Origin of the sequence: Ensifer sp. ENS08 (assembly GCF_014852195.1) — a bacterium.
Lineage (GTDB): Bacteria > Pseudomonadota > Alphaproteobacteria > Rhizobiales > Rhizobiaceae > Ensifer > Ensifer adhaerens.
Genome location: NZ_JACVBF010000008.1, coordinates 124,838 through 149,592, shown reverse-complemented (window position 1 = coordinate 149,592; position 24,755 = coordinate 124,838). Strand labels below are relative to the sequence as shown.

The window sequence follows — 24,755 nt, the reverse complement described above, 5'->3', positions numbered from 1 at the left end:
CGAGAGGTATCGCCAAGTCCGTCGGTTATCGGCCATAGGCCCGCATAACCTCCATCAGAGGCTCATGCTGGATCGCCCGGATCTTGAAGCGATCATGGGCTGTGCCGCCGGAATCTTCGGCCGCGATCATCGCGTTCACCACTGCTTCTTCGACACTGTCGACGGTCGCGAGATAGACGGGGTCAAGCAGCTCGTCGTTGACGATTTCCAGCGACAGTCGCGGCGGCGCCTTGTGGGCCATCGGCTGGGTGTTGGCGGTGGAGAAGGCGAGGAAGATGTCGCCGGAATTGTTGCCGCCGGGCGTGCCGTTGCGGCCGATGCCGATCGCCGCCCGTCGCGCCAGGCGCTTGAGTTGATGCGGTGCCATCGGCAGGTCGGTCGCGATCACGACGATGATCGAGCCGCGCTCCTGCATCTGGCTTTGCGGCGTGCCGTCGCGCATGTGTTCGCCGACCGGAACGCCGCGGATCGTCAGCCAGTCGCGTTGCCCGTGATTGGCCTGGACCAGCGTGCCGATCGTGTAGTCGCGGCCGCCGAATTCAACGACGCGCGAGGCGGTGCCGGTGCCACCCTTGAAGCCATAGGCGATCATGCCGGTGCCGCCACCACAATTGCCTTCCTGGACCGGGCCGGACGCGGCAGCGTCGAGTGCGGCGTGCACATCGGCTTCCGTGATCGGCTGGCCGTTGATGTCATTCAAAACGCCGTCATAGGTTTCGGCGACCACCGGCATCAGCCAGAGGAAATCATCGGTGTCGTAGGTCGTCCTGTAGCGCTCCAGCATCCATTGGATGGTGGCGTGGTGGGTCATGCCGACCGCATGGGTGTTGGTGATCATCACGGGTCCGAGGAAGAAGCCGCCATCCTCGATCCAGTGGGTGCCGGTCATTTCGCCGTTGCCGTTGAAGCGGTGCACCCCGGCATAAACCGGGACCGGTGTTTCCGATCCGGCATGCGGCAGGATGGCGGTGACGCCGGTGCGCACCGGGCGCTTTCGGCCGGGTCGCGGCGTTTGCTCCTCGATAGTGCGGAAGCCGACGGCAATGCCTTCGACATCCGTGATGGCGTTGAAGCGGCCGGTGCGGCCGGCAAAGGGCAGGCCGATATCGCGGGCGCGGGCGCTGGAGGGCGTAAAGGTTTTTTCGTTCATGATCATTTCTGCCGGGAGCGAAGGTAAAGGCCGAGCGAGGCGACGACGAAGGAGAAGGTCAGCATCATCACGGCGATGGCGTTGATCTCCGGTTTGATGCCGCGCCGAAGCATGGAGAAGATGAACATCGGCAGCGTCGTGACATCGACGCCGGCGATGAAATAGGTGATGACGAGATCGTCCATCGAGATGATGAAGGCGAGCAGCGCGCCGCCGACGATCGCCGGGAAAAGCTGCGGCAGCACCACCCGACGAAAGGTCATCCATTCGTTGGCGCCGAGGTCGGCCGACGCGTGTTCCAACGTGCGATCCATGCCGGCAAGGCGGGCCGAGACGACGATGAAGACGTAGGAGATCAGGAAGGTGCACTGGCCGATGATGATCGTCGTCAGGCCCAGCCGGATGCCGGAATTGACGAAGAAGATCAGGAGCGCGATGCCGAGCACGATATCCGGCATCAGCATCGGCATGAACATCACCACCCGGTAGAAGCGCTGGCCGACAAATTCGAAGCGGTAGAGCGCAATCGCGATCGCCGTGCCGAAGACGGTTGCAATGGCCGTTGTCGAGGCGGCGATGACCAGGCTGTTCCACACCGCCTGCAGCAGCTGCCCCGTCGATTCGATGTAGAGCGCGCTCTCGGAGACCTTGGTCTTGAAGCCGAGAACCTGAGCGTACCATTCGGTGGTGAACCCGGTCCAGGTCATCATGTTCACCGGATTGGCGTTGAACGAATAGACGGCGATGACCACGAGCGGGATGTAGATGAAGGCGAAGAACAAGCCGGTGTAGGCAAGCAGGCCACCGGTAAAAAGGGATCGAGCGATCTTCACGGGCGCCTCACCGTGCCAGTGCGGCGGCAGCGCCGCGCCGTCCGGAAAGGATGACATGGGCGATCATCATGATCAGCATGACGCTCATCACCATCATCGCCAGTGCTGCACCGAAGGGCCAGTTGCGGGCGGCGAGGAACTGCTGCTCGATGAGGTTGCCGAACATCATCACCTTGGCGCCACCAAGCACCGCCGGCACGACGAAGTTGCCGAGCGCCGGGATGAAGACGATGACGGCGCCGCCGGCAATGCCGGGTGCGGTTAAGGGCAGGATGATGCGCAAGAAGGTGCGCACGGGGCCGGCGCCGAGATCGAGCGAGGCGCGCACCAGCGTCCAGTCGAGTTTCTCGACGCTGGCATAGACGGGCATGAACATGAAGGGAATGAACACATAGGTCATGCCGAGGATGATCGCGCCCTTGGTGTAGATCAGGTCGAGCGGCCGTTCGATCAGCCCCGTGGATAGAAGCACTTCGTTGACGAGGCCGGTCTGGCGCAGGATCAGCACCCAGACGAACAGCCGCACGATCAGACTGGTGAAGAAGGGCAGTGTGATCAGGAACAGGCAGAAGTTCTTCCAGCGGTCGGAAAGCCGGGCGATGCAGAAGGCCGCGGGGTAGCAGACGAGGAGGGTCGCGAGTACCGTAAGGGCGGCGATCTCGATCGAGCGCAGGAAGATCGCGATGTAGATCGGATCGAACTCCTCGAACATCGGATCGGCGAAGCCGAGAATGCGGCCGAAATTATGCGGGTAGAAGGTCCATTCCACCCCGCCATAAAGGCCGGGTGCGAGAAAGCTGGTCACGATCATGATCGCGAGCGGCCCGAGGAAGAAGACGGCGAGAAAGGCCGAGACGGGCCCGAGCAGGAGTGCAAGCTGGAAGCGGCGGCGACTGGCGATCGTCATCTTAGGCACCTGCGCTTTCGCCAATCAGGTGCACGGCGGCTGGATCATAGGCAAGTCGCGCCTTGCGGGTCTGCTCGACCGCGCCGACGAGGCTGCGGCGGTTGGCCGGAATCTCGGCGACGACCTTGCGGCCCTCGGCGGTGCGACCGAACAGCTCGAAGGTGGAGCCGACGAAGACGATCTGGTCGAGATCGACGTCGATCGTCGGGAAGGGAGCGTTGTCCTCGACGAGGAAGAACTGTTCCGGACGGATCAGCGCCGTTGCCTCTGTCGAAATCGTCCGCTCGCAGGGCCGGTGGCGGATCGCCATGCCGTCAGCCGTCATCAGCCGGTCGCCGTCGACCCTGCCTTCGAACAGATTGCTGGCGCCGATGAACGTTGCAACGAACGTGTTGACCGGATGGTCGTAGATGGCGCGCGGCGTATCAAGCTGCTGGATGCGCCCGCCTGATAGCACGGCAACGCGATCCGACATCGTTAGCGCTTCCTGCTGGTCATGGGTGACGAAGATGAAGGAGATGCCAAGCTCGTTCTGCAGCGTCTTGAGCTCGATTTGCATGGCCTGGCGCAGGTTCTTGTCGAGCGCCGACAGCGGTTCGTCGAGCAAAAGCAGCTTCGGACGAGCAATGATGGCGCGGGCGAGCGCTACCCGCTGCTGCTGGCCGCCGGAGAGCTGGCGCGGCTTGCGTGCTTCCATGCCTTCGAGCCCGACCATCTTCAGGGCGGACGCGACCTTTTCCCGGCGCTGCGGCTTGGCAACGCCCGCCACCTCCAGCGAGTAGGCGACGTTTTCGCCGACGGTCATATGTGGAAACAGCGCGTAGTTCTGGAAGACGGTGTTGACCGGGCGACGATAGGGCGGCCGGTCGGTCATGTCCTCGCCGTCGATCAGGATCGAGCCGCCGTCGAGTTCGACGAAGCCGCTGATCGCCTGCAGCAGTGTGGTCTTGCCGCAACCGGAGGGACCGAGCAAGGTCAGGAATTCGTTGCGGCGGACATCGAGATCTATACGGTCGAGAGCGGTCACGGTGCCGCCTTCCGGAGTGGTAAAGGCCTTGCTCGCCTCCACCAGCCGGACGATGGAATTCTGCATACTTCTGTTCCCCAAAATGTTATGCAAATAACGCTTGTGCGTTTTCGATATATGGATACCATTTGCCTATCGGAGTCAACGGCCATGAGAAGCCGTGATCCGGAAGCGGCCGGTCAAGGTCGTGTCAGGCCGTCCGGCCAGAACCATCAGAGGAGAATTTCGATGACGATGACAAACGGGACGACCCGCGGGGGCAGGAGAGCCTTCGCGACCCGTGCACGCACAGTGGCACTGTCCCTTGCGACGCTGACAGCCCTTTTCGGCACGGCGCAAGCGGCCGAGCTCAACATCTACAACTGGGGCGAATACATCAATCCGGCTGTCCTCAAGAAGTTCGAGGAGGAGACCCAGATCAAGGTCAACCTCTCGACCTATTCCTCCAATGAGGAGATGCTGGCGAAGATCCAGGGTGGCGCCACGGGCTACGACATCGTCTTCCCGTCGGTGCACATGCAGGACATCATGGCCAAGCTCGACCTGCTCGAAAAGACCGACATCAACACCTATGAGGGCTTCAAGAATATCGACCCGACGTTCCTTCGCGCCAAAAGCGACCCGAAGGGCGAATATTGCCTGCCCTATGCCTTCGGTACGGTCGGTATCCTTTATAACCGCACGCTGCTTGGCAAGGACGTGACCGGCTGGCGCGACCTGATCGAAACCGTGAAGGCCAAAGGCCTGAAATTCACGCTGCTTGACGACATGCGCGAGGTGCTGTCGGTCGGCCTCATCCTCAATGGCCACAAGGTCAATTCCACCGACCCTGCCGAATTGCAGCAGGCGGCCGATACGATCATCGCCATGAAGCCGGATGTCGCCGCCTTCACCTATGACACCCGCCCGATGGTCGCGGCCGGCGATGTGGCGGCCGGTCATTTCTTCGTCGGCTCGATGGTCGACGTCTTCGGTAATCCGAAGGATCTCGGCTACGTGATCCCGGAGGAAGGCGCGACGATGTATCAGGAGGATATCTGCGTTCTGAAGACCGCGCCGAACAAGGAGAACGCCGTAAAGTTCATGCAGTTCTACACGCGTCCCGAAGTGGCGGCGCTCAACATCGAGCAGCAGACGAACGGCACGGCCAACGTGCCTGCGCGGCAATTGACCCCCGAGCAGATCAAGAATAGCAAGGAAATCAACCCGCCGCCGGAAACCATGCAGAAGCTGCAGATCTTCGAAGATCTCGGCCCCGGCGTGCGCCAGCTCGATCGGGTCTGGACGAAGGTGAAGACGGCGCAATAAACAGGCGATGCGACGGAGCGGGATATGCGGCGCTAGCTTGCCGGAACCCCGCTCCGATCATGCAAGGGGAGGGGACGTGGCGCAGCGAATCCTGAAGCTGGTGCGCAGCGACGAGCTCAGACGCTCGAAATCTGATAAGCTCATCGCCAACTACATCGAGCGTAATCTGGCCGACATTCCCTTCGAGACGGCGCGTTCGATCGCGACCCGGCTTGAAGTTTCGCCGATGACGGTCGGGCGTTATCTTCGGCGCATGGGCTTCGACGGTCTCGACGAGCTGAAACTGGAGCTTCGGCGCGACGGCTCCAACAATCCTGCCTGGCAGGTGAAGGGATCGGTTGGCCGTCTGCGCGACGACAACCGCGAAGGCAAGCTGCTTGCCGGCCTGATCCAGCAGCAGATCGACAATCTCGGCATGATCTATGAGTTGACGACCGCGCCGGAATGGCAGCAGGCGATCGACGCTCTGATTGCTGCCAGCGAGGTCTATGTCGCTGCCTACCAGAACGTACGCGGTATCGCGCAGTATTTCGCGAGCCAGCTATCCTATACCCGGTCGCGGGTGCAGTTCGTCGATGGCCTCAACGGCACCTATGCCGAGCTGCTCGACGGTTCCGTCGAGGGACGCGTGCTGTTCCTGCACGACGTACGCCGCTTCGCCGCCAAGGCGCGGCCCTTGGCGGAGGAGGCGCGTCGGGCCGGCGTCAAGGTCATCCTCTTCACCGACGAGTTCTGCCCCTGGGCGCCGGAGGTCTCCGACATCTGCCTCGTCGTGCCCGGGTCCCATGGTCCGCTCTGGGATGGAGCAGCAACGACCGTCGCGGTCATGGACCTGCTTCTGAGCAACATCATCGTCGTCCTCGGCGACGAGGTCGGCGAGCGCGTCGCCCAGCTTACTCGGCTACAGAACGTCTTCGGCGACTTCGAGGATTGAAATCGAAGTCCGAAAGCTCAGGGCGCCGACGTCTGCGGGATGTAATCCAGCCCGATGTCGATGGAGGCCGGCCGGCCGTCGAGAAGCAGTTCGCTGATGCGCGGCGCCGTCCTGGCGATGACCTTGCCGGCCTTGATCACGCAGAGCCGGTTCGGTTTCAGCCGCAGCGCTTCGCTGACATCGGCCGCCTGCATCAGGACGAGGTCGGCCTTACAGCCGACGTCGAGGCCGTAGCCTTCAAGGCCCATGGTTTTCGCTGCATTCACGGTGATGGCGTCGAAGATCTTGCGCTTGTCCTCGATCCCGCCCATCTGCGTCACGTGGATGGCCATGTGAGCCACTTCCAGCATGTCGCCCGAACCCATCGAGTACCAGGGATCCATGACGCAGTCGTGCCCGAAGGAAACGTTGAGGCCGGCCGCCATCAACTCACGAACCCGCGTCATGCCGCGGCGCTTTGGATAGGTGTCGTGGCGTCCCTGCAGCATGATGTTGATCAGTGGATTGGGGATCACGTTGATCTCCGCCTCCGCCATCAGCGGGATCAGCTTGGAGACATAGTAGTTGTCCATCGAATGCATCGAGGTCAGGTGCGAACCCGCGACGCGTCCCTGAAGCCCGAAGCGGACCGTTTGAGCCGCCAGCGTCTCGATGTGGCGCGACATCGGATCGTCGGTCTCGTCGCAATGCATGTCGACCGGCAGGCCGCGGTCTGCGGCGATCCGGCAGAGTGCTTCCACCGAGCGCGCGCCATCTTCCATCGTGCGCTCGAAATGCGGGATGCCGCCGACGATGCCGATGCCCATATCGAGTGCGCGGTTCAGTGAAGCCTCGCCGTCGGCCGCGCGAAAATAGCCGTCCTGCGGGAAGGCGACGAGCTGCAGGTCGATATAGGGCGCGACCTTCTCCTTTACCTCCAGCAGTGCCTCGGCCGTCACCAGCCGTGGATCGGAGGTGTCGACGTGGCTGCGGATGGCAAGAAGGCCCTGGCTGACGGCGAGGTCGCAATAGCGCAGCGCCCGCGCGACCAGCGCCTCCTTGGTCAACATCGGGCGCAGCTCGCCCCAGAGCGCGATGCCTTCCAGCAGCGTGCCGGAGACGTTCATGCGCGGCAGTCCGAGCGACAGCGTCGCGTCCATGTGGAAATGCGGGTCGCAGAAAGGCGGGCTGAGCAGGCGGCCGGTGGCGTCGATTTCTTCGCCCGCTGTCGCGGCAAGAGCCATCTCGATCGCTGCGATCTTGCCGCCCTTGACGCCGACATCGACGCCAAGCCGTCCGTCCGGAAGATTGGCATTGCGGATGATCAGGTCGAACATGCTGGTTTCTCCGGTGGCGGTAACGGCGCGGGCCTTGAGCGAGGCTTAGGAGCCGAAGCTCTTTCGATAAGCCGCCGGCGACGTGCCGAATCGACGAACGAAGGAACGACGGAAGGCGATATCGTCATGGAAGCCGATATCGGTCGCAATCTTTTTGAGCGGGATGCTTGTGTCTTCGGCCAATCTGCGCCCCGCCTCAAGCCGCATGCTCTCAACATAGTCAGCCGGCGTCATGCCCACCTCCTGCTTGAATTGCCTGGAGAAGTTTCGCTCGCTCATGCCGGTGCGCCTGGCGATCGCCCCGACACCGAGATCGGCAGAGAGGTTGTCGGCAATGTAGTCCTGCGCCGCGCGAATAGGGGTCTTCTGCGCAAGCTGGCCGGCAAGGAGCGTGCTGAACTGGGTCTGGCCGCCGGGTCGCTTGAGGAAGACAACAAGTTCACGCGCGACTTTCAAGGCGATGTGCAGGCCGAGATCCTTTTCGACGATGGCAAGTGCGAGGTCGATGCCGGCTGTCACGCCCGCCGAGGTCCAGACATTGCCGTCCTTGGTAAAGATGCGGTTGGGCTCGAGCTTCACCTCCGGAAAGCGCTTGCCGAATTCCGCCGCTTGCGACCAATGCGTCGTCGCCCGCCTGCCGTTCAACAGGCCCGCTTCGCCGAGCACGAAGGCGCCGGAGCATACCGATCCGAAGCGACTGGCACGGGCGGATGCGTCCTTCACCCAAGTCAGAAGCGATATCGGAAGCGGTCGTTCGTGAATGAGCGGGTCCCCGGCAACCAGCAGGGTATCGATGTCGGCAATGCCGTCATCCATCGCACGGTCGGGAAGGAGGGTCAGCCCGGAAGACCCACGCACCGGGGCGGTGGAGGCGCTGACGACCTCCACCGAATAATGGTCGGTGCCACTCTGACGGTTGGCCTCCGCGAACACGTCCGAAGGGCCGATAACGTCGAGGAGCTGGACGCCCTGCATTGCGACGATCGCGACTTTGTGAACGGCCATTAGCGAACCTCGAACAATCTGCCGGTGAGGATGATGCTGATCGTCCGATAGAAGACAACCGCAATCGCGCCAGCCAGAAACAGAAAGAACAGTCCAGCCAGCCCGGTGAGGACGGTGCTCTCGGCAGACGCAGCATACCGGAAGAAGGCGATCGAGAGCGCAGCAAGCGGAAAGCTGATCGCCCACCAGCCGACGCTGAAGGGGACATGGGAGCGGAATACCATCGGCGACAGGACGAGCATCAGAAACAGCGCGAAGTAGAACAGGACCGTGGCGAAGAGATCGACCGAACCCGTGACATTGGTATAGGCGAGGAAGCCGACGGCAAAGGGGGCGACCAGAACCATGAGAGACGGCCGAGCCAGCGCCGGAAGTGGATCTTCATGGCGCAACCGCGAGAAGATCAGCGCAATGAAGACTGCGGCGATGACGCTGCCGACCGAGAAGGCAAGCATGTTGACCTCATGTGCCCAGGCGAACGGCATGGCGTGGCCGGTAACGGCGATATCCAGAGTGGCGACACCGGGGATGAGCAGCGGCGGCAGCGTCGTATCGCGCGACTGTTGCCGGCCGAGGAAGCCCCTGGCGACGACATAAGCGAGGGCGAAGGTCAGCGCCGACGCAGCCGTCCAGACGACTTCTGACAGCAGCGGGCTATAGCGGTTCAGAAAAGCTGACTGCAGAAGCAGGCCGATTGCGACCGTTGCGAAGAAGTTGCTTTGAACCGGATGGGCGAATTCGGCGGCGACCGTGGCCGGATGGCGGTGCCACTTGAAAGCGTAGCCGAGCGCAAGGCTTAGAAAGATCGAAGTCCCGAGCCAGCCGACATATTCGCCGGGAAGGGCCGGCAGACCGATCGTCCTGGTGGCTTCGCGCCAGGCGAGGCTCAGGCCGGTTATGCCCATTACCGAGGCGAACAGGTTGATCGGAAGCTGCGAGATCGACCTGCGGGTCAACGGCGTGCTGTTCGAGAGGTCCATGGATTGAACGGTCATTGGATTATTCCTGTCCGAAAGAGTGCTGACAGGATTAAAACACGCCACGCCGTTGTCTTGAATGATCCAGATAGTACGATTCCGGACTCGCTGCGTATGTTTCCGGCCAAGGACCGATCAGTCGCGCCGTCATATGGATTGCGGACGGCGAAGCCGGTCACACGGCTCCGTAGCTGCGCCAGAGAACGTAAAGGCTGACGGAAAAGATGATCGCACGGAAAATCTTGGTCAGCGTATCGCGCTGGGTCGAAAGCTGCGTCGAAACGATCGTGCCGATCACGCCACCCGCGACGCCACCCAGGATGAAGTAGCCGGCGATGCGCCAATCCACCAATCCAGAGGCGGCATAGTTGATCGCGGTCGTCAGGCCGAAGGTGCCGACAGCAAGCAGCGACGTGCCAACAGCGTTGATGAGCGGCATGCCGGTCGCAAGCAGCAGTCCGGGAACGATGAGGAAACCGCCGCCGATGCCGAAGAAGCCGGAACAGGTGCCGGTCAGAAGCGCTGTCAAGCCGGTCTTGCCGTGTGTGCCGAGCGAAAGCGACTGCGGTGTCGCCGCCGTGTCGCACCTGACCTTCCGCATGGCGAAGCTGACGAACATCATCACGAGGCCGAAGAGGAACAGCAATCGCTGGCCATCGATCAGCTTGCCGAGGCTGGAGCCGAAAAAGGCGCCAAGCGAACCCGCGACCGTGAAGATCAGCGCGCAGCGCCACCAGAGATGACCGCGGAGCGCGTGGCTTATCAGGTTGAGATAGGCATTGGCGGAAACCGCAAGCGCTCCGGTGCCGAGCGCGGTGTGCACGTCGCGGATGCCGACGACATAGATCAGGAGCGGCGTCGCCAGGATCGAGCCGCCACCGCCGATCAGGCCGAGCGTGAAGCCGGTGAGCGAACCGGAGCCGATCGCAAGCAGCATCTGCTGGAAGGGGTCCGCCACGATGCCGCTACCCCCAGACCGAACCGGGCAGCGCGTCGAGCGGTATCTTCAGGTAGCGTCGGCCGTTGTCCTCGGCGACAGGGAGCTCGCCGCCACGCACGTTCACCTGCAGCGCGTACAGGATGAGCTTCGGCATCGGCAGGGTGCGGTCGCGCGCCTCGCGCAGGCCGACGAAATCGGCCTCGGACTTGCCGGCAACGTGCGGGTTCGTGGCCTTCTGTTCGGCGACCGTGCTTTCCCAGCGCGCCTCGCGGCCGCCGGGGCAATAGTCGTGGCCGGTGAAGAGCCGTGTCTCGTCCGGCAGCGCCAGAATGGCCTGGATCGAGCGCCAGAGGTCGGCAGCGCTTCCGCCCGGAAAGTCGGCGCGGGCCGAGCCGCTGTCGGGCATGAACAGCGTGTCGTGAATGAAGGCGGCGTCGCCGATCACGTAAGAGATCGAGGCGAGCGTATGTCCCGGCGAATGCATGACGTGGGCCTTGAGCTCACCGATCTGAAACGTCTCGCCGTCGGCAAACAGCCGGTCCCATTGCGAACCGTCGCAGGCGAAGTCCGGCCAGTTGTAGATCTCCTTCCAGATCCGCTGCACGCCCTTCACATGTTCGCCGATCGCCGTCGGCGCGCCGGTCTTCGCTTTGAGGTAGCGCGCCGCGGAGAAATGGTCGGCGTGCGGGTGGGTGTCGAGGATCCACTCGACCGTCAAACCCTTGGCGGCGATATGGTCGAGGATCGCATCGGCATTCCGCGTCGCGGTCGAGCCGGACTTTTCATCGAAGTCCAGCACCGGATCGATGATCGCGCATTTGCCCGTCGCCGGGTCGGCGACGACATATTGGATGCTGCCGGTGCGGGGATCGTAGAAGCCGGTCACATCGGGCTTATGCATAGGCGAGGGCCTCTTCAGCCGCGGCGCACGGGAAGAAGATCGCGCGGGCGGGGTCAAAATCGTAATCGGCTTCGAAACTCGGCGCGTCGGCGGCGAGCTGCGTGACGCAATCGAGAATGTACTTCACCTTGTCTTCCGAAAGCAGCACGCTGAAGTTCAGCCGGGTGAAGCCCGGCTTCTCGATTTCCTCGCCGGCAAGGATCGCCTGGCGGATCTGTTCGGAGTGCTCGGCATCGATCGACAGCAGCCGATGAACGTAAGGTCCGGCGCAGGCGCAGCCGCCGCGCGCCTGGATGCCGAAGCGGTCGCTCAGCATGCGGGTGACGAGCTGCTGGTGGACATAGCCGCCCTTGCCGTTCCTGATGCGGAACGAAAAGATCGGCAGCCGGTCCGGTTCTTGCAAGCCGAGCAGTTCCAGTTGCGGAATGGCCCTCCAGGCGGCAAACGCCTGCTCCGCCAGTTCGCGGTTGCGCCGCTCCATGCTCTCAAGCCCGATCGCGTGTTTGACGATGAAGGCAAGGGCTGCACGGATGTCACCGACGACGTTCGGCGTTCCGGCCTCTTCGCGGGCCTCGATGTTGGCGCTGTAGTCGTGTGTATCCGGCGAAACGAACTTCACCGTGCCGCCGCCCGGCCAGGTCGGCTTGTCGGTCGTGACACTGTCGCGGCGAACGATCAGGATGCCGGAAGCACCCGGGCCACCGATGAACTTGTGCGGCGAGACGACGATGGCGTCGATCTCGGCACCGGAAACGGGAGACATGGCGATTGGAACATAGGGGCCGGCGCCGGCATAGTCCCAGATCATCTTCGCACCGGCAGCCTTGACCATGCGGGTGATCGCGGCCACGTCGCTGGTGATGCCGGTGATGTTCGAGCCGGCCGAGAGGGTACAGACTGTCAGGTCGGACGAGCCAACGCTCAGCGCTTTGCGAAGTTCCGTGAGGTCCGGTCCACCCGCCGGGCATTCGGCGATCTCAACGATCTCAGCGCCGCTTTCGCGCCAGGGCAGGATGTTGGAGTGGTGCTCGTAGGGGCCGATGATGACGCGGACGGTTTGGCCGGCAGCAACCGCGTCGCTAACGCCGACGAGCTTGACCAGACGGTTGATGCCGGAGGTCGCACCGGAGCCGGTGAAGATCACGGCATGGTCGGCCGTGGCGCCGCAGAATTCCCCGATCAGCGCTCGCGCTTCCCGCCGCATCCGGGTCATGAAGCCCCCGCAATAGGAGGCTTCGGTGTGGCTGTTGGCGTAGTAAGGCAGGACCTCTTCGAGCACGAAATCTTCGATCACGCGCAGCGCGCGGCCGGAGGCGACGTAGTCGGCATAAACCAGTGCCTTCGTGCCGTAGGGACCGGCGATCCGCGCCTTCGCTCCGACCAGATCGTCGCGTAGCTCGGCGACGAGACCCGGCCGGTTGAGGGACTGGCGGAACCGGGCGAGCGGCGAGAGCGCCTCGCAGGGTTGGTGGACGGCGGGCACGATCATCGCGCTTACTCCTCGGAGCGGACATTGACAGCAATTGTAATCCCGTCCAGGGTCGAAAACCTCACCTATCTTCTGCGGTTTCATCGAGGAATTGTGTCAAATGATCGAATCGTCGTTCAAAATCGATGCTTTCGATCTGAACATTCTTACCGCATTGCAAAAAGATTCGTCGCTGTCGCAGCGGGATCTGGCCGAAAAGGTCGGCCTGTCGCAAAACGCCTGCTGGCGACGCCTCCAGCGCCTGCAGGCAATCGGCGTGATCCGGGGCTCGCATGCAGACATTGATCTCGACGCTTTGGGGCTGGATCTCACCGTGTTCGTGATGATCCGCACCCGCCATCACTCCAAGGAATGGAGCGACGGTTTTCGGCAGCATGTCGAGCGGTTGCCGGAGGTGATCGATTTCTATCGCATCGGCGGGGATTGGGATTATCTGATCAAGGTGGTGACCCGCGGCATGCGCGGCTATGACACCTTCTACCAGAAGCTCATCACCAATTTCGACCTCGCCACGGTCACCGGCTTCTTCTCGATGGAGGCGATCATCAACGGTCGCCCCGTGGATCTGAGCCGGTTGAGGTGAGGCGCCGTCTCCCGGCACCTCATCATTCTGTCGTTACATGACGCCGAAGCGTTCGAAGGCCTCGACGGTGCTCATGCCGGCCTCGATCGCCAGCCGCACCTTGTTTTCAGTCTCGGCCTTTTCCAGCGCCAGCGCGATCGCCTCGCGCTCCGCCAACTTCGGGATGACGAGCACGCCGTCGCGGTCGCCGAAGAGGATGTCGCCCGGCCGGATGCGGATGCCGCCGATCTCGATCGGGATGCCGTAGTCGACGACCTTGCCGCGTGGGCCCTGGTCCTGGGCGTAGGAGCCGTAGCAGAAGGTCGGGAAATCGAGCGCGAGAATGCCGGCGCTGTCGCGGCAATAGCCGTCGCAGATCGCACCGGCCGCCTTGAGTTTCATTGCTCGCGTCGACATCAGTTCGCCCCAGACCGCATAGCGCGGCGACGAGCCGGAACAGACGTAGATCTCGTTTTCCTTCAGGCTGTCGAGTGCATGGAACATCAGGCCGAAAGGCTTGGCGCTGAATTCCGAATGGCCGCCGGCCTCAGCGGTCGCGAAAAAATCCGCCTCCAGCACGGGCATCGCTCGGCCCACAGCGACCATGTCGTCGCGCAGCGCCTTGATCTGCGGCGGCAGGAACTGGTGCTGCAGGCCCATCGTGTCGAGAATGTCGCCGACCACGGCCGTGAACAGCCGGCTGCGCATGGCGGTAAAGAGTTCGGTATCGTCTTCAAAATGTTTCATGTCTTCCCTCAAGCCTTGTGCGCCATGGCCGTTGCAATGCCCTGCATGACGCCTCTGATTTCTGCGAGACCCTTCAAGCGCCCGATCAGCGAATAGCCGGGGTTGATCCGCTCCTTGCCGATATCGTCCGCGAGCAGATGGCCGTGATCGGGCCGAAGCGGGATCTGCCAGTCGGTGCGACCCTCGCGGACGCGGCGCTCCTGCTCCTGCATCAACGCCAATATCACCGCGGGCATGTCGCTCGATCCGCCAAGATGGTCGGCCTCGTAGAAGGATCCGTCTTCTTCGCGCTGGACGTTGCGCAGATGGGCGAAATGGATGCGCGGGCCGAATTCGCGCACCATGGCCGGCAAATCGTTGTCGGCGCGTGTGCCGTAAGAGCCGGTGCAGAAGGTGATGCCGTTGGCCGGACTGTCGACGGCGGCGAGAACGCGCCGGACGTCGGCCGGCGTCGAAACGATCCGCGGCAGGCCATAGAGAGAGAAGGCTGGGTCATCCGGATGGATGCAGAGCCGGATACCGACTTCTTCTGCGACCGGCACGATCTCCCTGAGGAAGCGCGCGAGGTTCTCATGCAAGATGTCGGCGGTGACGCCATCATATTCCGAGAGGGCTGCGAGGAAGCTCGCCCGGTTGAACTGGCGCTCGGTGGCCGGAAGACCGGCGATCAGATTGCGTTCGATCCGGTCGATTTTCGCCTGGTCCATCTCGTCGAAACGCTGGCGGGCGGCGGCGATCTGCTGCGTTGAGTAGCTGTCCTCCACATGCGGACGCTGCAGGACGAAGAGGTCGTAGGCGGCAAAATCGACAGCATCGAAGCGCAGCGCAAAGCCGCCATTGGCCAAAGGCTGCATCAGTTCCGTGCGCGTCCAGTCGACCACCGGCATGAAGTTGTAGCAGACGATGCTGATGCCCGAACGTGCCAGGGCGCGAAGCGTATCCTTGTACCAGCCGATATAGCGATCGCTATCTGGCGTCGCGAGCTTGATCGAATTGTGCACCGGAATGCTCTCGACGACGCTCCAGCGCAGGCCGGCCGCCTCGATCAGCGCCTTCTGCTTAAGGATTGCCTCATCGGACCACGGCGAGCCATCGTAAATGTGATGCAGCGCCGAGACGATCCCTGTGGCGCCCGCCTGCCGGATGTGGCTGAGCGGCACCGGATCGTTGGGCCCGTACCAGCGAAAGCACTCTTCCATCAGTCTCATGCAGAACTCCTACCCGCTTCCGTGGCTATTGTTGGACCACGCCCGGCAATAATGTCCCATTGGTCCAACAATTCAAGTCTGAAAGCGGAGATTTCGCGTGAAAATCACCGATTAAGCTGAGGCCTTCAAATTTTCGCTTGACGGAAACTGCAATCTGGACCAACAAATAAGGCATCGCAGGGAGGAGAGCCGGTGAGCAGTTCGGTAAGGGAAGAGGTGTTGTCGGGCGTCGAGGCCGTGGAGCCGGGCAAGACCTCGGCCGTCGATCGGCTGGTCGAGCAGATCCGCGACATGATTTCCGAGCGTGGCCTTGGTGTCGGTGACGCGTTGCCGACCGAGCGTGATCTCGGCGAACAGTTCCAGGCCGGCCGCAACACCGTGCGCGAGGCGCTGCAGGTGCTGCGCGCCTATGGCATGGTCGAGACCCGGCCGAAGGTGGGCGCCGTGATCAGCGGTGGCCACGGCGAGGCGATCCGCCGGCTCTTTGCCTTTCACAACGGTATCTCACCGGACTCGTTTCATGACCTGCAGGGCTTCCGCCGCATCATCGAGACCGGTGTCGGCGAACACATCATCCTGACGGCCAGCGACGCCGATTTCGACCGGCTCGATGCGATCAATTCCAGGATCCTTGAGGCCGAGAGCGTCGAGGCAGCCGCACAGTGCGACTATGAGTTCCATTCGGCGATCGTCGAACTCTCGGGCAACCGCACGACGCTTGCCGCCTATCACATGCTGCGTTCGGTGATCGAGGAGGTCATGCGGCTCGGCAAGGCCGAACGTCCGGTGCACGCGGCGACCTTCGAAGCGCATGCCGAGATCATCCGGGCGCTGAGGGCGCGCGACCGCATCGCCTATGTCTACCTGATGAGCCGTCATCTGGAGTTCGGCATCCGCTTCGTCGATGCCGTGCCGGGCAGCTCGCAGCCACGATAAACATTTGGAGATTGGGTCCGAACCGCGCTTCACGCGGTGCGGGCAGCCATTTGCCGGATTTTCGCCCGTTGGTCCGGCGGCACGAACAGGGCACTTGGGAGGAGAACCAATATGAGCAACATGAAACGTCTGGCGCTTGCCGCACTTCTTGCCACCGTCAGCTTTGCGCCGGGCGCGGCCTTTGCTGGCGGCAAGGCGATCGCTGGCATCGTCTTCCAGCAGGACCAGTATTTCCGCGGCATCCAGATCGGCATGGAGAAGGCTGCGGAAGCCGCCGGCGACGAGCTTCTCGCCGGCAACAGCGACAGCAAGCTGGAGAAGGAAGCGCAGCTCATCGACACCTACATCGCTCGCGGCGTGAACTCGATCGTCGTGGCGCCGCTTTCGGCCGATGCCTCGGTGCCGGCGCTGAAGAAGGCGCGTGATGCCGGGATCACGGTCGTCACCTACGGCACTTCGGCCAATGGCGACGTCGCCCAGGCGACGGTGACGAGCTCGGACCGCGATATCGGCATCGGCACAGGCAACGCCGCAGCCGACTTCCTGAAGACCCTCGGCAATGGTGGCAAGGTCAAGATCGGCACGCTCGCCTTCAAGGCACTGCTGCCTGAACAGTCGAACGCCCGCGTCGACGGGTTCTTAAGCGTCGTCAAGGACCAGGTCGATATCGTCGCCCAGCAGGATGCCTGGCTTGCCGAAAAGGCGCTCGCGGTCGCAAGCGACATGCTGACGGCCAATCCCGATATCCAGGTGATCTACGCTGCCAACGAGGGCGGCACGATCGGTGCGGTCCAGGCCGTGAAAAAGGCAGGCCTCGAAGGCAAGGTCTTCGTCTTCGGCACCGACGGGTCCGAGCAGCTCGCCAACATGTTGTTGAATTCGGACAACGTACTGCAGGCAACGACGGCGCAGCAGCCGCTCGAGGTCGGCAAGCAGGCGATCGAAGCGGCACAGAACCTGCTCGACGGCAAGAAGATCGAGACCAAGGTCAACGTGCCGGTGCTGCCTCTGACGCGCGCCGATACGCAGGCGGTCGCGGCCTACAAGGAAGGCCTGAAGGCGCTGAAGTGATTGGGTTTTGACGTCAGCCGAGCGGCGGGACATCGCGCCCGCCACTCCCTCGTCTTGCACAGCAGGAAATCCGCATGAGCTATCCGCAACCGAGTTCAGCTGCGTTGCAAGGGGTGCAGGGACGGCTGGACTTTCGGGCCGTGACCAAGCGTTACGGCCCGACTGTCGCCCTCTCCGAATTCACCCACAGCTTCGCCCCCGGCCAGGTGCATGCCCTGATGGGCAAGAACGGCTCGGGCAAATCAACGCTCGTCAAGCTGCTTGCCGGCGTCACCGAGCCGACATCGGGCACGATCAGTGTCAATGGCGAGGATCGCCATTTCACCTCGCCGCATGATGCCTTTGCCGCCGGCATCGTCACCGTGCACCAGGAGCTCTCGCTGGTGCCGGAGCTTTCTGTCGGCGAGAACATTTTTCTCGGCCGGCTGCCGCATCGGCGTCGCGCCGGTTTCAGCGTCGTCGACTGGGCGGGCCTGCACAAGCGCGCCGGCGAATTGCTTGCCGACATGGGGCTTGCGATCGATTCCCGCCAGCCGGTTTCGGCGCTGAGCGTCGGCCAGCAGCAGGTGGTGGAAATCGTCAAGGCGATGTCCTTCAACCCGTCGATCCTACTCTTGGACGAACCGACCTCGGCGCTGGCGTCGCGCGAGGTCAAGCAGCTCTTCGCACTGATCGAACGGCTGCGCGCCCGCGGCGTGACGATGATCTACATCACCCATCGGATGAGCGAGCTTTTCGAGATTGCCGATACCTGCACGGTGATCCGCGACGGCCATTACATCGGCGCGGTCGAGATGAAGGCGACGACGCCTTCGGCGATCGTCGGCATGATGTTCGGCGATGCCGCCCGCGCAACGCGGCCGCCGCGGCGCACGCTCGATCGCACCCGGCCGGTGCTCGAGGTGCGGGATCTCAGCCGCTCCGGGCATTTTCAGAATGTTTCTTTCGATCTCTATCCGGGCGAAATCCTCGGAATCGCCGGCCTGCTCGGCGCCGGGCGCACCGAACTGATGAGGGCGATCTTCGGCGCCGACCGGATCGACAGCGGTTCAGTGACGTTCAACGGTCGCGATATGACCGGTGCCAGCCCGCGCGACATGCGCAAGGCGGGACTCGGCTACACGCCGGAAAACCGCAAGGAGGTCGGCCTCGTGCAGTCGCTTTCGACCGCCGACAATCTCTGCATGGCGAGCCTCGGCCCGATCTCCAACAGGGGCTTCGTTTCGCGCCGGCGCGAACAGCCGTACGTGCGCCGCCAGATCGCCGATCTGCACATCAAGTGCGGCGATCCGGAATTGCCCGTGTCGTCGCTGTCGGGCGGCAACCAGCAGAAGGTGGTGATCGGCAAATGGCTGAACCGGCAGCCGTCGGTGATGTTCTTCGATGAGCCGAGCCGCGGCGTCGACGTCCAGGCCAAGCGCCAGATCTTCGACATCATCTGGCAACAGGCCGCCGACGGCCTTGCCAGCCTCTTCGTCTCGACCGAGCTCGAGGAGGTGCTGGAAGTCGCCGACCGCATCCTCGTCATGCATCACGGCGCCGTCGTCGCCGAAGTGGATCCGACGAAAACCGACCTGACCGAACTTTACGGCCTGTGCATGGAAGGGGCCAAGCAATGACACTCGTGAGCCAGACCACGGAAACAGGCGGACAGAACACGCCGCTCAAGTTTCTGAAAACCTACCCGATGGAGATCATTCTCGCCGCATTGGTGATTTTCCTGATCTTCGTCGCACCGGGGTTCGCCTCCACCAGCAACGTCTTGAACGTGCTGCGCACGGTGTCGATGCTCGGCATCATCGCCTTCGGCATGACGGCGGTTATCATCAGCGGGGAGATCGATCTCTCGGTCGGCGCCGGTGCCGCGCTCGCCGGCTGCATCGTTGCCTGGTTCGCCGACCGTTTCACCGACACGTTCGGCGACTGGGGCGCGGTCACCGTCGGTTTTGCGGTGGCACTTCTGCTCGGCTTCTCGCTCGGCTATCTCACCGGCCGTTTCCGGCAGTGGTTCAACGTGCCGACCTTCATCACCACCCTGGCGCTTTTCGCGGCACTTCGCGGTGTCGCCAATTTGATCACCGGCGGCTTCCCGATGTCGTCCTTCCCGCTCGGTTTCGATTTCCTCGGCGGCGGTTATCTCTTCGGCATTCCGTTCCCGGTCTATATCTTTGCGCTGACCTTCGCGGCCATGCACTTCCTGATGAAGTACACAAGCTTCGGCCGTGAGGTTTACGCGGTCGGCGGCAACATGGAGGCGGCACGTCTCTCCGGCATCGACATCTGGAAGGTGAAGGCGCTGACATTGGGCCTGACCGGCGCGCTGACCGCCGTCTCCGGCACGCTGATCGCCTCGCAGATCGGGGCCGGCACCGGGACGACGGCGACCGGCATGGAACTCGACGTGATCGCGGCCGTCATCATCGGCGGTACCTCGCTCTTTGGCGGCAAGGGCCGCATCTGGGGCACGCTGATCGGGGTGCTCTTCCTTGGCTGCATCTCCAACGGCATGACGCTGATGAATGTCAGCGAATATTGGCAATACGTCGTGCGCGGCGGGATCATCCTCGGCGCCGTGCTCCTGAACCAGGTTCTGGAACGGGTGCGCTGAGACCGGCGCGGGGTGTCCGCATCCCGCTCCCCCTTATGACCAACGATCACGCTTATGATCTCGGGTCGACGCCGGCCCGGATCATCGCGATCCATCGCGGAGACAATCATGACTGAATTCAAGGGAAAGATCGCGCTGGTCACCGGCACGTCCGGGATCGGGCTTGCCTCGGCGATCCGGCTCGCCTCGTCAGGCGCCACCGTGCTTGCCTGTGGCAACGACGTCGCCACCAACGAGATCTTCGACCGCATAGCCAAAGAGCGCGACTTGCCGATGTCGACCCGACTGACGGACGTTGCCGTGGAAGCAGAGGTCGAAGCGGCCGTGCGCGAGGCGGTGCTGCGCCACGGCGGCCTCGACATCATCGTCAATGCCGCCGCCGTTCACCCCTATGGCACCGTGCTCGACACCAGCGCCGAGACCTTTGCGCGCTGCCTGTCGGTCAATGTCGGCTCGATATATCTCACCGGCCGCTTCGGCATTCCGGAAATGATGAAGCGCGGCGGCGGCGCGATCGTCAACATCTCCTCGGTGCAGGGTCATGCCTGCCAGCAGAACGTCGCCGCCTATGTCGCTTCCAAGGGCGCGATCCATGCGCTGACCCGCGCCATGGCGCTCGATCATGCGGCGGCGAAGGTCCGGGTCAATTCGGTCAGCCCAGGCTCGGTGCGCACGCCGCTGCTATCGCTTGCAGCCCGCACCTATGGCGGCGAGGGCGTCAGCGAGGCGGAAGCCTTTGCCCGCTTCGGCGCTGCACACCCGATCGGCCGCATCGGCGAGCCGGAGGAGGTGGCCGAGCTGGTCGCTTATCTCGCCTCGGATCGCGCCGCCTTCGTCACCGGCTCGGACTTCCGCATCGACGGCGGCCTCACCGCCGGCATCGGCGTCAAATAATCGGATAGGAAACGACAAGATGAAAATCGGCCTTGGGCTCTACCGGGAGCAACTCACCCCGGATAACTTTCAGTTTGCCTTGCAGGCGGGCGCGACCCACGTCGTCGCGCATCTCACCAACTATTTCGCCGGCAAGGATCCGAAGATCGACAGTGGCGACCAGGGCGGCTGGGGTGATTGCTCCGGTGACCGGCTCTGGACTTACGAAGAGCTGTCGGCGCTGGTGAAGGACGTGCGGGCCGGTGGGCTGGAAGTGGCGGCGATCGAGAACTTCTCGCCGCGCTTCTGGCATGACGTGTTGCTCGACGGGCCAGAGCGGGCGCAGCAGATCGAGGGGCTGAAGCAGCTCATTCGCGATGCCGGTCGCGCCGGCATTCCCTGCATCGGCTACAATTTCTCGCTTGCCGGCGTCTATGGCTGGACCCGCGGCCCCTATGCCCGCGGCGGTGCGGAATCCGTCGGCTTCGGCGTCGAAAACAGCATCGCGCCAAGCCCGGATGCGCCGATCCCAGACGGCATGGTCTGGAACATGCGCTATCGTCGTGGCGTCGCCGGCGCTGCCTCCGTTTCCGTCAGCTCGGCGGAGCTCTGGGACCGCCTCAGCCGCTTCCTGAAGGAGGTCGTGCCGGTCGCCGAGGAGGCGGGCGTGGTGCTCGGCGCTCACCCGGACGATCCGCCGGCCGAGGAACTGCGTGGCACCGCGCGGCTCGTCAACCGTCCGGAGAAGTACGACCGGCTGATGGCGATCGTCGACTCGCCCTCGAACGGGCTCGAACTCTGCCTCGGCTCGCTGCAGGAAATGCCGGGAGGGGATATCTACGAGCACGTTCGTCGTTTCGCCCGCTCCGGCCGCATCGGCTACATCCACTTCCGCAACGTACGCGGAAAGATGCCGCGTTATGTCGAGACCTTCGTCGACGAGGGCGATATCGACATGGCCGAAATCATCCGCATCCTGCGCGACGAAAACTACCAGGGTGTAATGATCCCCGACCATACGCCGGCCATGACCTGCGGCGCCTCCTGGCATGCGGGCAAGGCCTTTGCGCTCGGCTACATGAAGGCGCTTGTGCAGAACGCCGAGGCGCTCGGGCCTGCGCGTTCGATCCCGACAAGCATCGCAGCGGAATAGGAGGCGGAGATGGCCCGTGAGCTCGTCTGTGTCGCGCCCGTCGGCGACCGCTGCGGCGAGGGCGCCGTCTGGTCGGCGGAAGAGGCGGCGCTCTACTGGACCGACATCAACCGCTTTCTGATCCACCGCTATGACGAGGCGACGTGCGCGGTCAGGACGTGGCTCTTCGACGAGCCGGTGGTGGCGATCTCGCTGACCCGTGAAGATGGGCGTCTGCTCATCGCTCTCGGCTCGAAGCTCATATGGTGGTGGCCCGAAACCGACCGGCGGCAGGATCACGGCTTCGTCCTGCCCGGTTCGCCGCGTGTTCGGCTGAATGACGGTCGCGCCGATCCCCTCGGAAACTTCTGGGTCGGCTCGATGAAGAACAACGTCCTTCCGGATGGCCAGCTCGGCGATGTCGCGCCCGGGGAGGGCATCCTCTGCCGGATCGCGCCCGATGGCAACGTCACCGAATGGCGGCATGGCCTCGGCATTTCCAACACGCTCTGCTGGAGCCCGGATCGAAGCACCTTCTACTTCGGCGATACGCTGGCAAACGAGATTTACGCCTTCGACTATCATGCCGTGGACGGCTCGATTTCCGGCGAACGACCCTTCTTCACCGGTTTCGATCGCGGCGCGCCCGACGGCTCGGCGATCGACAGCGAGGGGTTTCTCTGGAACTGCCGTTATGGCGGTGGCTGCATCGCCCGTGTTGCGCCGGATGGCAGCCTTGCCGAGACGATCGATTTGCCGGTCACCAACATCACCACCTGCACTTTCGGTGGCGCCGACCTGAAGACGCTTTACATCACCACGGCCGGGGCGGGGCCAGCCGAGCGTCTCGCCGGCAGCCTCTATGCCATGCGCGTCGCGGTCGCTGGCATGCCGGAAAACCGGTTCGGGGCGGCTACAAAGTGAGCGCGGAGACCACACGGCGCGCGCTCGCCTGGGCGCATGGCTGCCTCTCGGTGCAGTCGCTCGGCGGCATGCTCGGCCCGGTGCTGTTCCTGCTTCCGGACGGGCGGCAAGTCAGCCCCTTGCAAGTTGCGCCTTGGGGCAACGATCCCGAGCGCGAGACGCTGCCGGAAATCCTGAAGGAATTGCGTGGCGAGTGGCCGTGCGTGCCTTTCGGCAGCGACGCCAGCCGCACGCTTCCTGCAGGCTGGTCCGTAGACGGTGAGAGTTTCGACGGCGCCGGCGTGCCGCATGGCCATAGCTCCAATGTCCATTGGGCGTGGGGTGCCTGCGACGACCACCAGATAGCGATGGAATGCCATTATCCGGAGAACCATCCGATCCGACTGTTGCGGCGGCAGATCGTGCCGGATCCAAATGCGCCCTCCATCGACATCACCCTGGAAATCGAGGCCCGGCGTCCGTGCCGCCTGCCGATCGGCCTGCATCCGACGTTCCGGCTGCCGAGCCGCCCCGGTTCGGTCACGATCGAACCCGGCGCCCATGATCGCGTCTGGAGTTTTCCCGCCGATGTCGAGCCGGGCGCGGCTCTGTTCTCGCCCGATCGGCAATGGTTATCGCTCGGCAAGGTCGAGACGCGCAAAGGTGTCATGCTCGATGCGTCGCAGGTGCCGCTTGTCGAGGAGACCGAGGACCTGCTGCAGCTCTCGGGCATCGACGGCAGCCTGGCGCTTCACTATCGCGACGAGGGTTTTCGCGCGCGGCTCACTTGGCAGAACGAGCATTTCCCAAGCTTGCTGCTTTGGTACAGCAACCGCGGTCGCAAGGCCTACCCCTGGAATGGGCGGCACGTGGCGCTCGGCGTCGAGCCGATCGCATCCGCCTTCGATCTCGGACCGGCGGTCTCCACGGGCGACAGCCCCATCGCGGGATCCGGCGTTGCAACGGCGATTGCCTTCGAACCCGATCAGACCTTCACCACCCGCTATCGGCTTTCCGTCGAAGCCGCTCCGATCGGCTGAACGGTCGCTCGCTGAGACATATCCAACTGAAAGGCCAAGAGAATGAAATTGTTGCGTCTCACCGTCGACGGCTCTGCCGTGCCCTGCATCCTCGACGGCGAGGGCAAGGCGCGGGAGGTGTCTTCGCTCGTCCAGGACTTCACGGCGGAGACTTTGCCTGGTGTCCTGGCAGTGCTCTCCGGCGCCGATTTCGCGGCGCTCCCTGTGATGCCGGTGGTCGATGCGGACATCCTGCCGCCTGTCGCAAGGCCCGGTACGATCTGGTGCGTCGGCCTCAACTACTCCGACCATGCGGAAGAGGCGGGACTGCCAGTGCCGTCCGAACCGATCCTCTTCAACAAGGCGGCCGGCACCTATTGCGGCCCGAACGCACCGCTTCTCTACTCCGAGAAAATGTCGAAGCTGGACTGGGAGGTCGAGCTCGGCATCGTCATCGGCAAGCGGGCGCTCAACGTATCGCGCGCCGAGGCTATGGACCATGTCCTCGGCTACACGATCGTCAACGATGTCTCCGAACGTGCCTGGCAGATGGAGCGCGGCGGGCAGTGGGTGAAGGGCAAGAGCTTCCCCAATTTCTGCCCGACGGGCCCCTGGCTTGTGACGAAAGACGAGGTTCCGGACCCGCAGGCCCTGTCGATGTGGCTCGACGTCAACGCCGAGCGCATGCAGGCGGGTACGACCGCGCGCATGATCTTCGACGTCGCGACCATCGTCTCCTACATGAGCGACTTCTGCGTGCTGGAGCCCGGCGATCTCATCTGCACCGGCACGCCCCCCGGCGTCGGCATGGGCAAGAAGCCGCCGCGCTATCTTGGGCCCGGTGACGTGGTCGAACTCGGTATCGATGGACTCGGCCGCCAGCGTCAGGTCGTTCAATCCCTCTAGACA

24 protein-coding genes are annotated in these 24,755 nt (G+C 63.4%); 12 read left to right on the top strand and 12 right to left on the bottom strand.

Annotation, left to right across the window (positions count from 1 at the left end):
- Positions 1-25: 25 nt before the first annotated feature.
- From IB272_RS19195 to IB272_RS19180, 4 genes are read right to left on the bottom strand one after another with little or no spacing between them, the layout of a single operon-like run.
- Positions 26-1,150, bottom strand: coding sequence for a P1 family peptidase (locus tag IB272_RS19195; protein WP_090426069.1), 1,125 nt, complete (start codon positions 1,148-1,150; stop codon positions 26-28).
- Positions 1,151-1,152: 2 nt separating this feature from the next.
- Complete coding sequence (locus IB272_RS19190; RefSeq protein ID WP_210333189.1) at positions 1,153-2,040, bottom strand: ABC transporter permease; 888 nt, start codon at positions 2,038-2,040, stop codon at positions 1,153-1,155.
- On the bottom strand, positions 1,991-2,890 hold the full coding sequence (locus tag IB272_RS19185) for an ABC transporter permease (RefSeq protein WP_060604371.1): 900 nt from the start codon (positions 2,888-2,890) through the stop codon (positions 1,991-1,993). The genes IB272_RS19190 and IB272_RS19185 overlap by 50 nt, the downstream gene beginning before the upstream one ends.
- 1 nt (position 2,891) lies before the next feature.
- Positions 2,892-3,983: an ABC transporter ATP-binding protein gene (locus IB272_RS19180; RefSeq protein ID WP_090426066.1), complete on the bottom strand. Its 1,092-nt coding sequence runs from the start codon at positions 3,981-3,983 to the stop codon at positions 2,892-2,894.
- A gap of 162 nt (positions 3,984-4,145) precedes the next feature.
- Here IB272_RS19180 and IB272_RS19175 point away from each other — a divergent pair, with 162 nt between their 5' ends.
- Complete coding sequence (locus IB272_RS19175) at positions 4,146-5,225, top strand: spermidine/putrescine ABC transporter substrate-binding protein (RefSeq protein ID WP_234852724.1); 1,080 nt, start codon at positions 4,146-4,148, stop codon at positions 5,223-5,225.
- A 76-nt stretch (positions 5,226-5,301) separates the two neighbouring features.
- Complete coding sequence (locus IB272_RS19170) at positions 5,302-6,159, top strand: MurR/RpiR family transcriptional regulator (RefSeq protein ID WP_034787843.1); 858 nt, start codon at positions 5,302-5,304, stop codon at positions 6,157-6,159.
- 17 nt (positions 6,160-6,176) lie between these two features.
- On the opposite strand, the gene IB272_RS19165 is transcribed toward IB272_RS19170, so the two are convergent.
- From IB272_RS19165 to IB272_RS19140, 6 genes are all read right to left on the bottom strand, one after another.
- Complete coding sequence (locus IB272_RS19165) at positions 6,177-7,475, bottom strand: amidohydrolase family protein (RefSeq protein ID WP_060604365.1); 1,299 nt, start codon at positions 7,473-7,475, stop codon at positions 6,177-6,179.
- Positions 7,476-7,520: 45 nt separating this feature from the next.
- On the bottom strand, positions 7,521-8,480 hold the full coding sequence (locus IB272_RS19160) for a GlxA family transcriptional regulator (RefSeq protein ID WP_034787850.1): 960 nt from the start codon (positions 8,478-8,480) through the stop codon (positions 7,521-7,523).
- The gene (locus tag IB272_RS19155; protein WP_034787853.1) at positions 8,480-9,475 is read right to left on the bottom strand and encodes an SLAC1 anion channel family protein; all 996 of its coding nucleotides are present in this window, start codon (positions 9,473-9,475) and stop codon (positions 8,480-8,482) included. Before IB272_RS19155 ends, IB272_RS19160 begins: the two co-directional genes overlap by 1 nt.
- Before the next feature lie 157 nt (positions 9,476-9,632).
- The gene (locus IB272_RS19150) at positions 9,633-10,394 is read right to left on the bottom strand and encodes a sulfite exporter TauE/SafE family protein (RefSeq protein WP_034787855.1); all 762 of its coding nucleotides are present in this window, start codon (positions 10,392-10,394) and stop codon (positions 9,633-9,635) included.
- A gap of 28 nt (positions 10,395-10,422) precedes the next feature.
- Positions 10,423-11,298 carry an MBL fold metallo-hydrolase gene (locus tag IB272_RS19145; protein WP_060517836.1) on the bottom strand — a complete coding sequence of 292 codons (876 nt, stop codon included), beginning with the start codon at positions 11,296-11,298 and terminating at the stop codon, positions 10,423-10,425.
- Positions 11,291-12,787: an aminotransferase class V-fold PLP-dependent enzyme gene (locus IB272_RS19140; RefSeq protein WP_082566296.1), complete on the bottom strand. Its 1,497-nt coding sequence runs from the start codon at positions 12,785-12,787 to the stop codon at positions 11,291-11,293. The genes IB272_RS19145 and IB272_RS19140 overlap by 8 nt, the downstream gene beginning before the upstream one ends.
- 100 nt (positions 12,788-12,887) lie before the next feature.
- Here IB272_RS19140 and IB272_RS19135 point away from each other — a divergent pair, with 100 nt between their 5' ends.
- Entirely contained in the window at positions 12,888-13,370 is a 483-nt protein-coding gene (locus IB272_RS19135) for an Lrp/AsnC family transcriptional regulator (protein WP_060529326.1), read from the top strand.
- Between the two features lie 33 nt (positions 13,371-13,403).
- Here IB272_RS19135 and IB272_RS19130 read toward each other — a convergent pair whose 3' ends face one another.
- The gene (locus IB272_RS19130) at positions 13,404-14,096 is read right to left on the bottom strand and encodes an RraA family protein (protein ID WP_089042912.1); all 693 of its coding nucleotides are present in this window, start codon (positions 14,094-14,096) and stop codon (positions 13,404-13,406) included.
- A gap of 8 nt (positions 14,097-14,104) precedes the next feature.
- Positions 14,105-15,295, bottom strand: a complete 1,191-nt coding sequence (uxuA, locus tag IB272_RS19125) for a mannonate dehydratase (RefSeq protein WP_089042911.1) — start codon at positions 15,293-15,295, stop codon at positions 14,105-14,107.
- Between the two features lie 201 nt (positions 15,296-15,496).
- Here uxuA and IB272_RS19120 point away from each other — a divergent pair, with 201 nt between their 5' ends.
- From IB272_RS19120 to IB272_RS19080, 9 genes are all read left to right on the top strand, one after another.
- Positions 15,497-16,240, top strand: a complete 744-nt coding sequence (locus IB272_RS19120) for a FadR/GntR family transcriptional regulator (RefSeq protein ID WP_051659113.1) — start codon at positions 15,497-15,499, stop codon at positions 16,238-16,240.
- Positions 16,241-16,351: 111 nt separating this feature from the next.
- Positions 16,352-17,311, top strand: coding sequence for a substrate-binding domain-containing protein (locus IB272_RS19115; protein WP_192444661.1), 960 nt, complete (start codon positions 16,352-16,354; stop codon positions 17,309-17,311).
- Between the two features lie 74 nt (positions 17,312-17,385).
- On the top strand, positions 17,386-18,930 hold the full coding sequence (locus IB272_RS19110) for a sugar ABC transporter ATP-binding protein (RefSeq protein WP_089042910.1): 1,545 nt from the start codon (positions 17,386-17,388) through the stop codon (positions 18,928-18,930).
- Positions 18,927-19,919 carry an ABC transporter permease gene (locus IB272_RS19105; RefSeq protein ID WP_034787896.1) on the top strand — a complete coding sequence of 331 codons (993 nt, stop codon included), beginning with the start codon at positions 18,927-18,929 and terminating at the stop codon, positions 19,917-19,919. The genes IB272_RS19110 and IB272_RS19105 overlap by 4 nt, the downstream gene beginning before the upstream one ends.
- 108 nt (positions 19,920-20,027) lie before the next feature.
- A complete protein-coding gene (locus IB272_RS19100) occupies positions 20,028-20,813 on the top strand; it encodes an SDR family oxidoreductase (protein WP_034787900.1) in 786 nt (261 codons plus the stop codon).
- Between the two features lie 19 nt (positions 20,814-20,832).
- Complete coding sequence (locus IB272_RS19095) at positions 20,833-21,945, top strand: mannonate dehydratase (RefSeq protein ID WP_060582279.1); 1,113 nt, start codon at positions 20,833-20,835, stop codon at positions 21,943-21,945.
- Positions 21,946-21,954: 9 nt separating this feature from the next.
- Positions 21,955-22,848: an SMP-30/gluconolactonase/LRE family protein gene (locus IB272_RS19090; RefSeq protein ID WP_192444659.1), complete on the top strand. Its 894-nt coding sequence runs from the start codon at positions 21,955-21,957 to the stop codon at positions 22,846-22,848.
- The gene (locus IB272_RS19085) at positions 22,845-23,867 is read left to right on the top strand and encodes a hypothetical protein (RefSeq protein WP_060604350.1); all 1,023 of its coding nucleotides are present in this window, start codon (positions 22,845-22,847) and stop codon (positions 23,865-23,867) included. The genes IB272_RS19090 and IB272_RS19085 overlap by 4 nt, the downstream gene beginning before the upstream one ends.
- A gap of 42 nt (positions 23,868-23,909) precedes the next feature.
- Entirely contained in the window at positions 23,910-24,752 is an 843-nt protein-coding gene (locus IB272_RS19080) for a fumarylacetoacetate hydrolase family protein (RefSeq protein WP_060604348.1), read from the top strand.
- Positions 24,753-24,755: the final 3 nt, after the last annotated feature.

Excerpts from the sequence above, each read along its gene's own strand:
- IB272_RS19190 (WP_210333189.1), bottom strand. The coding sequence starts at position 2,040 with ATGTCATCCTTTCCGGACGGCGCGGCGCTGCCGCCGCACTGGCACGGT.
- IB272_RS19110 (WP_089042910.1), top strand. The coding sequence starts at position 17,386 with ATGAGCTATCCGCAACCGAGTTCAGCTGCGTTGCAAGGGGTGCAGGGA.
- IB272_RS19150 (WP_034787855.1), bottom strand. The coding sequence starts at position 10,394 with ATGCTGCTTGCGATCGGCTCCGGTTCGCTCACCGGCTTCACGCTCGGC.
- IB272_RS19160 (WP_034787850.1), bottom strand. The coding sequence starts at position 8,480 with ATGGCCGTTCACAAAGTCGCGATCGTCGCAATGCAGGGCGTCCAGCTC.
- IB272_RS19165 (WP_060604365.1), bottom strand. The coding sequence starts at position 7,475 with ATGTTCGACCTGATCATCCGCAATGCCAATCTTCCGGACGGACGGCTT.
- IB272_RS19155 (WP_034787853.1), bottom strand. The coding sequence starts at position 9,475 with ATGACCGTTCAATCCATGGACCTCTCGAACAGCACGCCGTTGACCCGC.
- IB272_RS19145 (WP_060517836.1), bottom strand. The coding sequence starts at position 11,298 with ATGCATAAGCCCGATGTGACCGGCTTCTACGATCCCCGCACCGGCAGC.
- IB272_RS19080 (WP_060604348.1), top strand. The coding sequence starts at position 23,910 with ATGAAATTGTTGCGTCTCACCGTCGACGGCTCTGCCGTGCCCTGCATC.
- IB272_RS19140 (WP_082566296.1), bottom strand. The coding sequence starts at position 12,787 with ATGATCGTGCCCGCCGTCCACCAACCCTGCGAGGCGCTCTCGCCGCTC.
- IB272_RS19090 (WP_192444659.1), top strand. The coding sequence starts at position 21,955 with ATGGCCCGTGAGCTCGTCTGTGTCGCGCCCGTCGGCGACCGCTGCGGC.
- IB272_RS19135 (WP_060529326.1), top strand. The coding sequence starts at position 12,888 with ATGATCGAATCGTCGTTCAAAATCGATGCTTTCGATCTGAACATTCTT.
- IB272_RS19175 (WP_234852724.1), top strand. The coding sequence starts at position 4,146 with ATGACGATGACAAACGGGACGACCCGCGGGGGCAGGAGAGCCTTCGCG.
- IB272_RS19185 (WP_060604371.1), bottom strand. The coding sequence starts at position 2,890 with ATGACGATCGCCAGTCGCCGCCGCTTCCAGCTTGCACTCCTGCTCGGG.
- IB272_RS19100 (WP_034787900.1), top strand. The coding sequence starts at position 20,028 with ATGACTGAATTCAAGGGAAAGATCGCGCTGGTCACCGGCACGTCCGGG.
- IB272_RS19105 (WP_034787896.1), top strand. The coding sequence starts at position 18,927 with ATGACACTCGTGAGCCAGACCACGGAAACAGGCGGACAGAACACGCCG.
- IB272_RS19130 (WP_089042912.1), bottom strand. The coding sequence starts at position 14,096 with ATGAAACATTTTGAAGACGATACCGAACTCTTTACCGCCATGCGCAGC.
- uxuA (WP_089042911.1), bottom strand. The coding sequence starts at position 15,295 with ATGGAAGAGTGCTTTCGCTGGTACGGGCCCAACGATCCGGTGCCGCTC.
- IB272_RS19180 (WP_090426066.1), bottom strand. The coding sequence starts at position 3,983 with ATGCAGAATTCCATCGTCCGGCTGGTGGAGGCGAGCAAGGCCTTTACC.
- IB272_RS19115 (WP_192444661.1), top strand. The coding sequence starts at position 16,352 with ATGAGCAACATGAAACGTCTGGCGCTTGCCGCACTTCTTGCCACCGTC.
- IB272_RS19095 (WP_060582279.1), top strand. The coding sequence starts at position 20,833 with ATGAAAATCGGCCTTGGGCTCTACCGGGAGCAACTCACCCCGGATAAC.
- IB272_RS19195 (WP_090426069.1), bottom strand. The coding sequence starts at position 1,150 with ATGAACGAAAAAACCTTTACGCCCTCCAGCGCCCGCGCCCGCGATATC.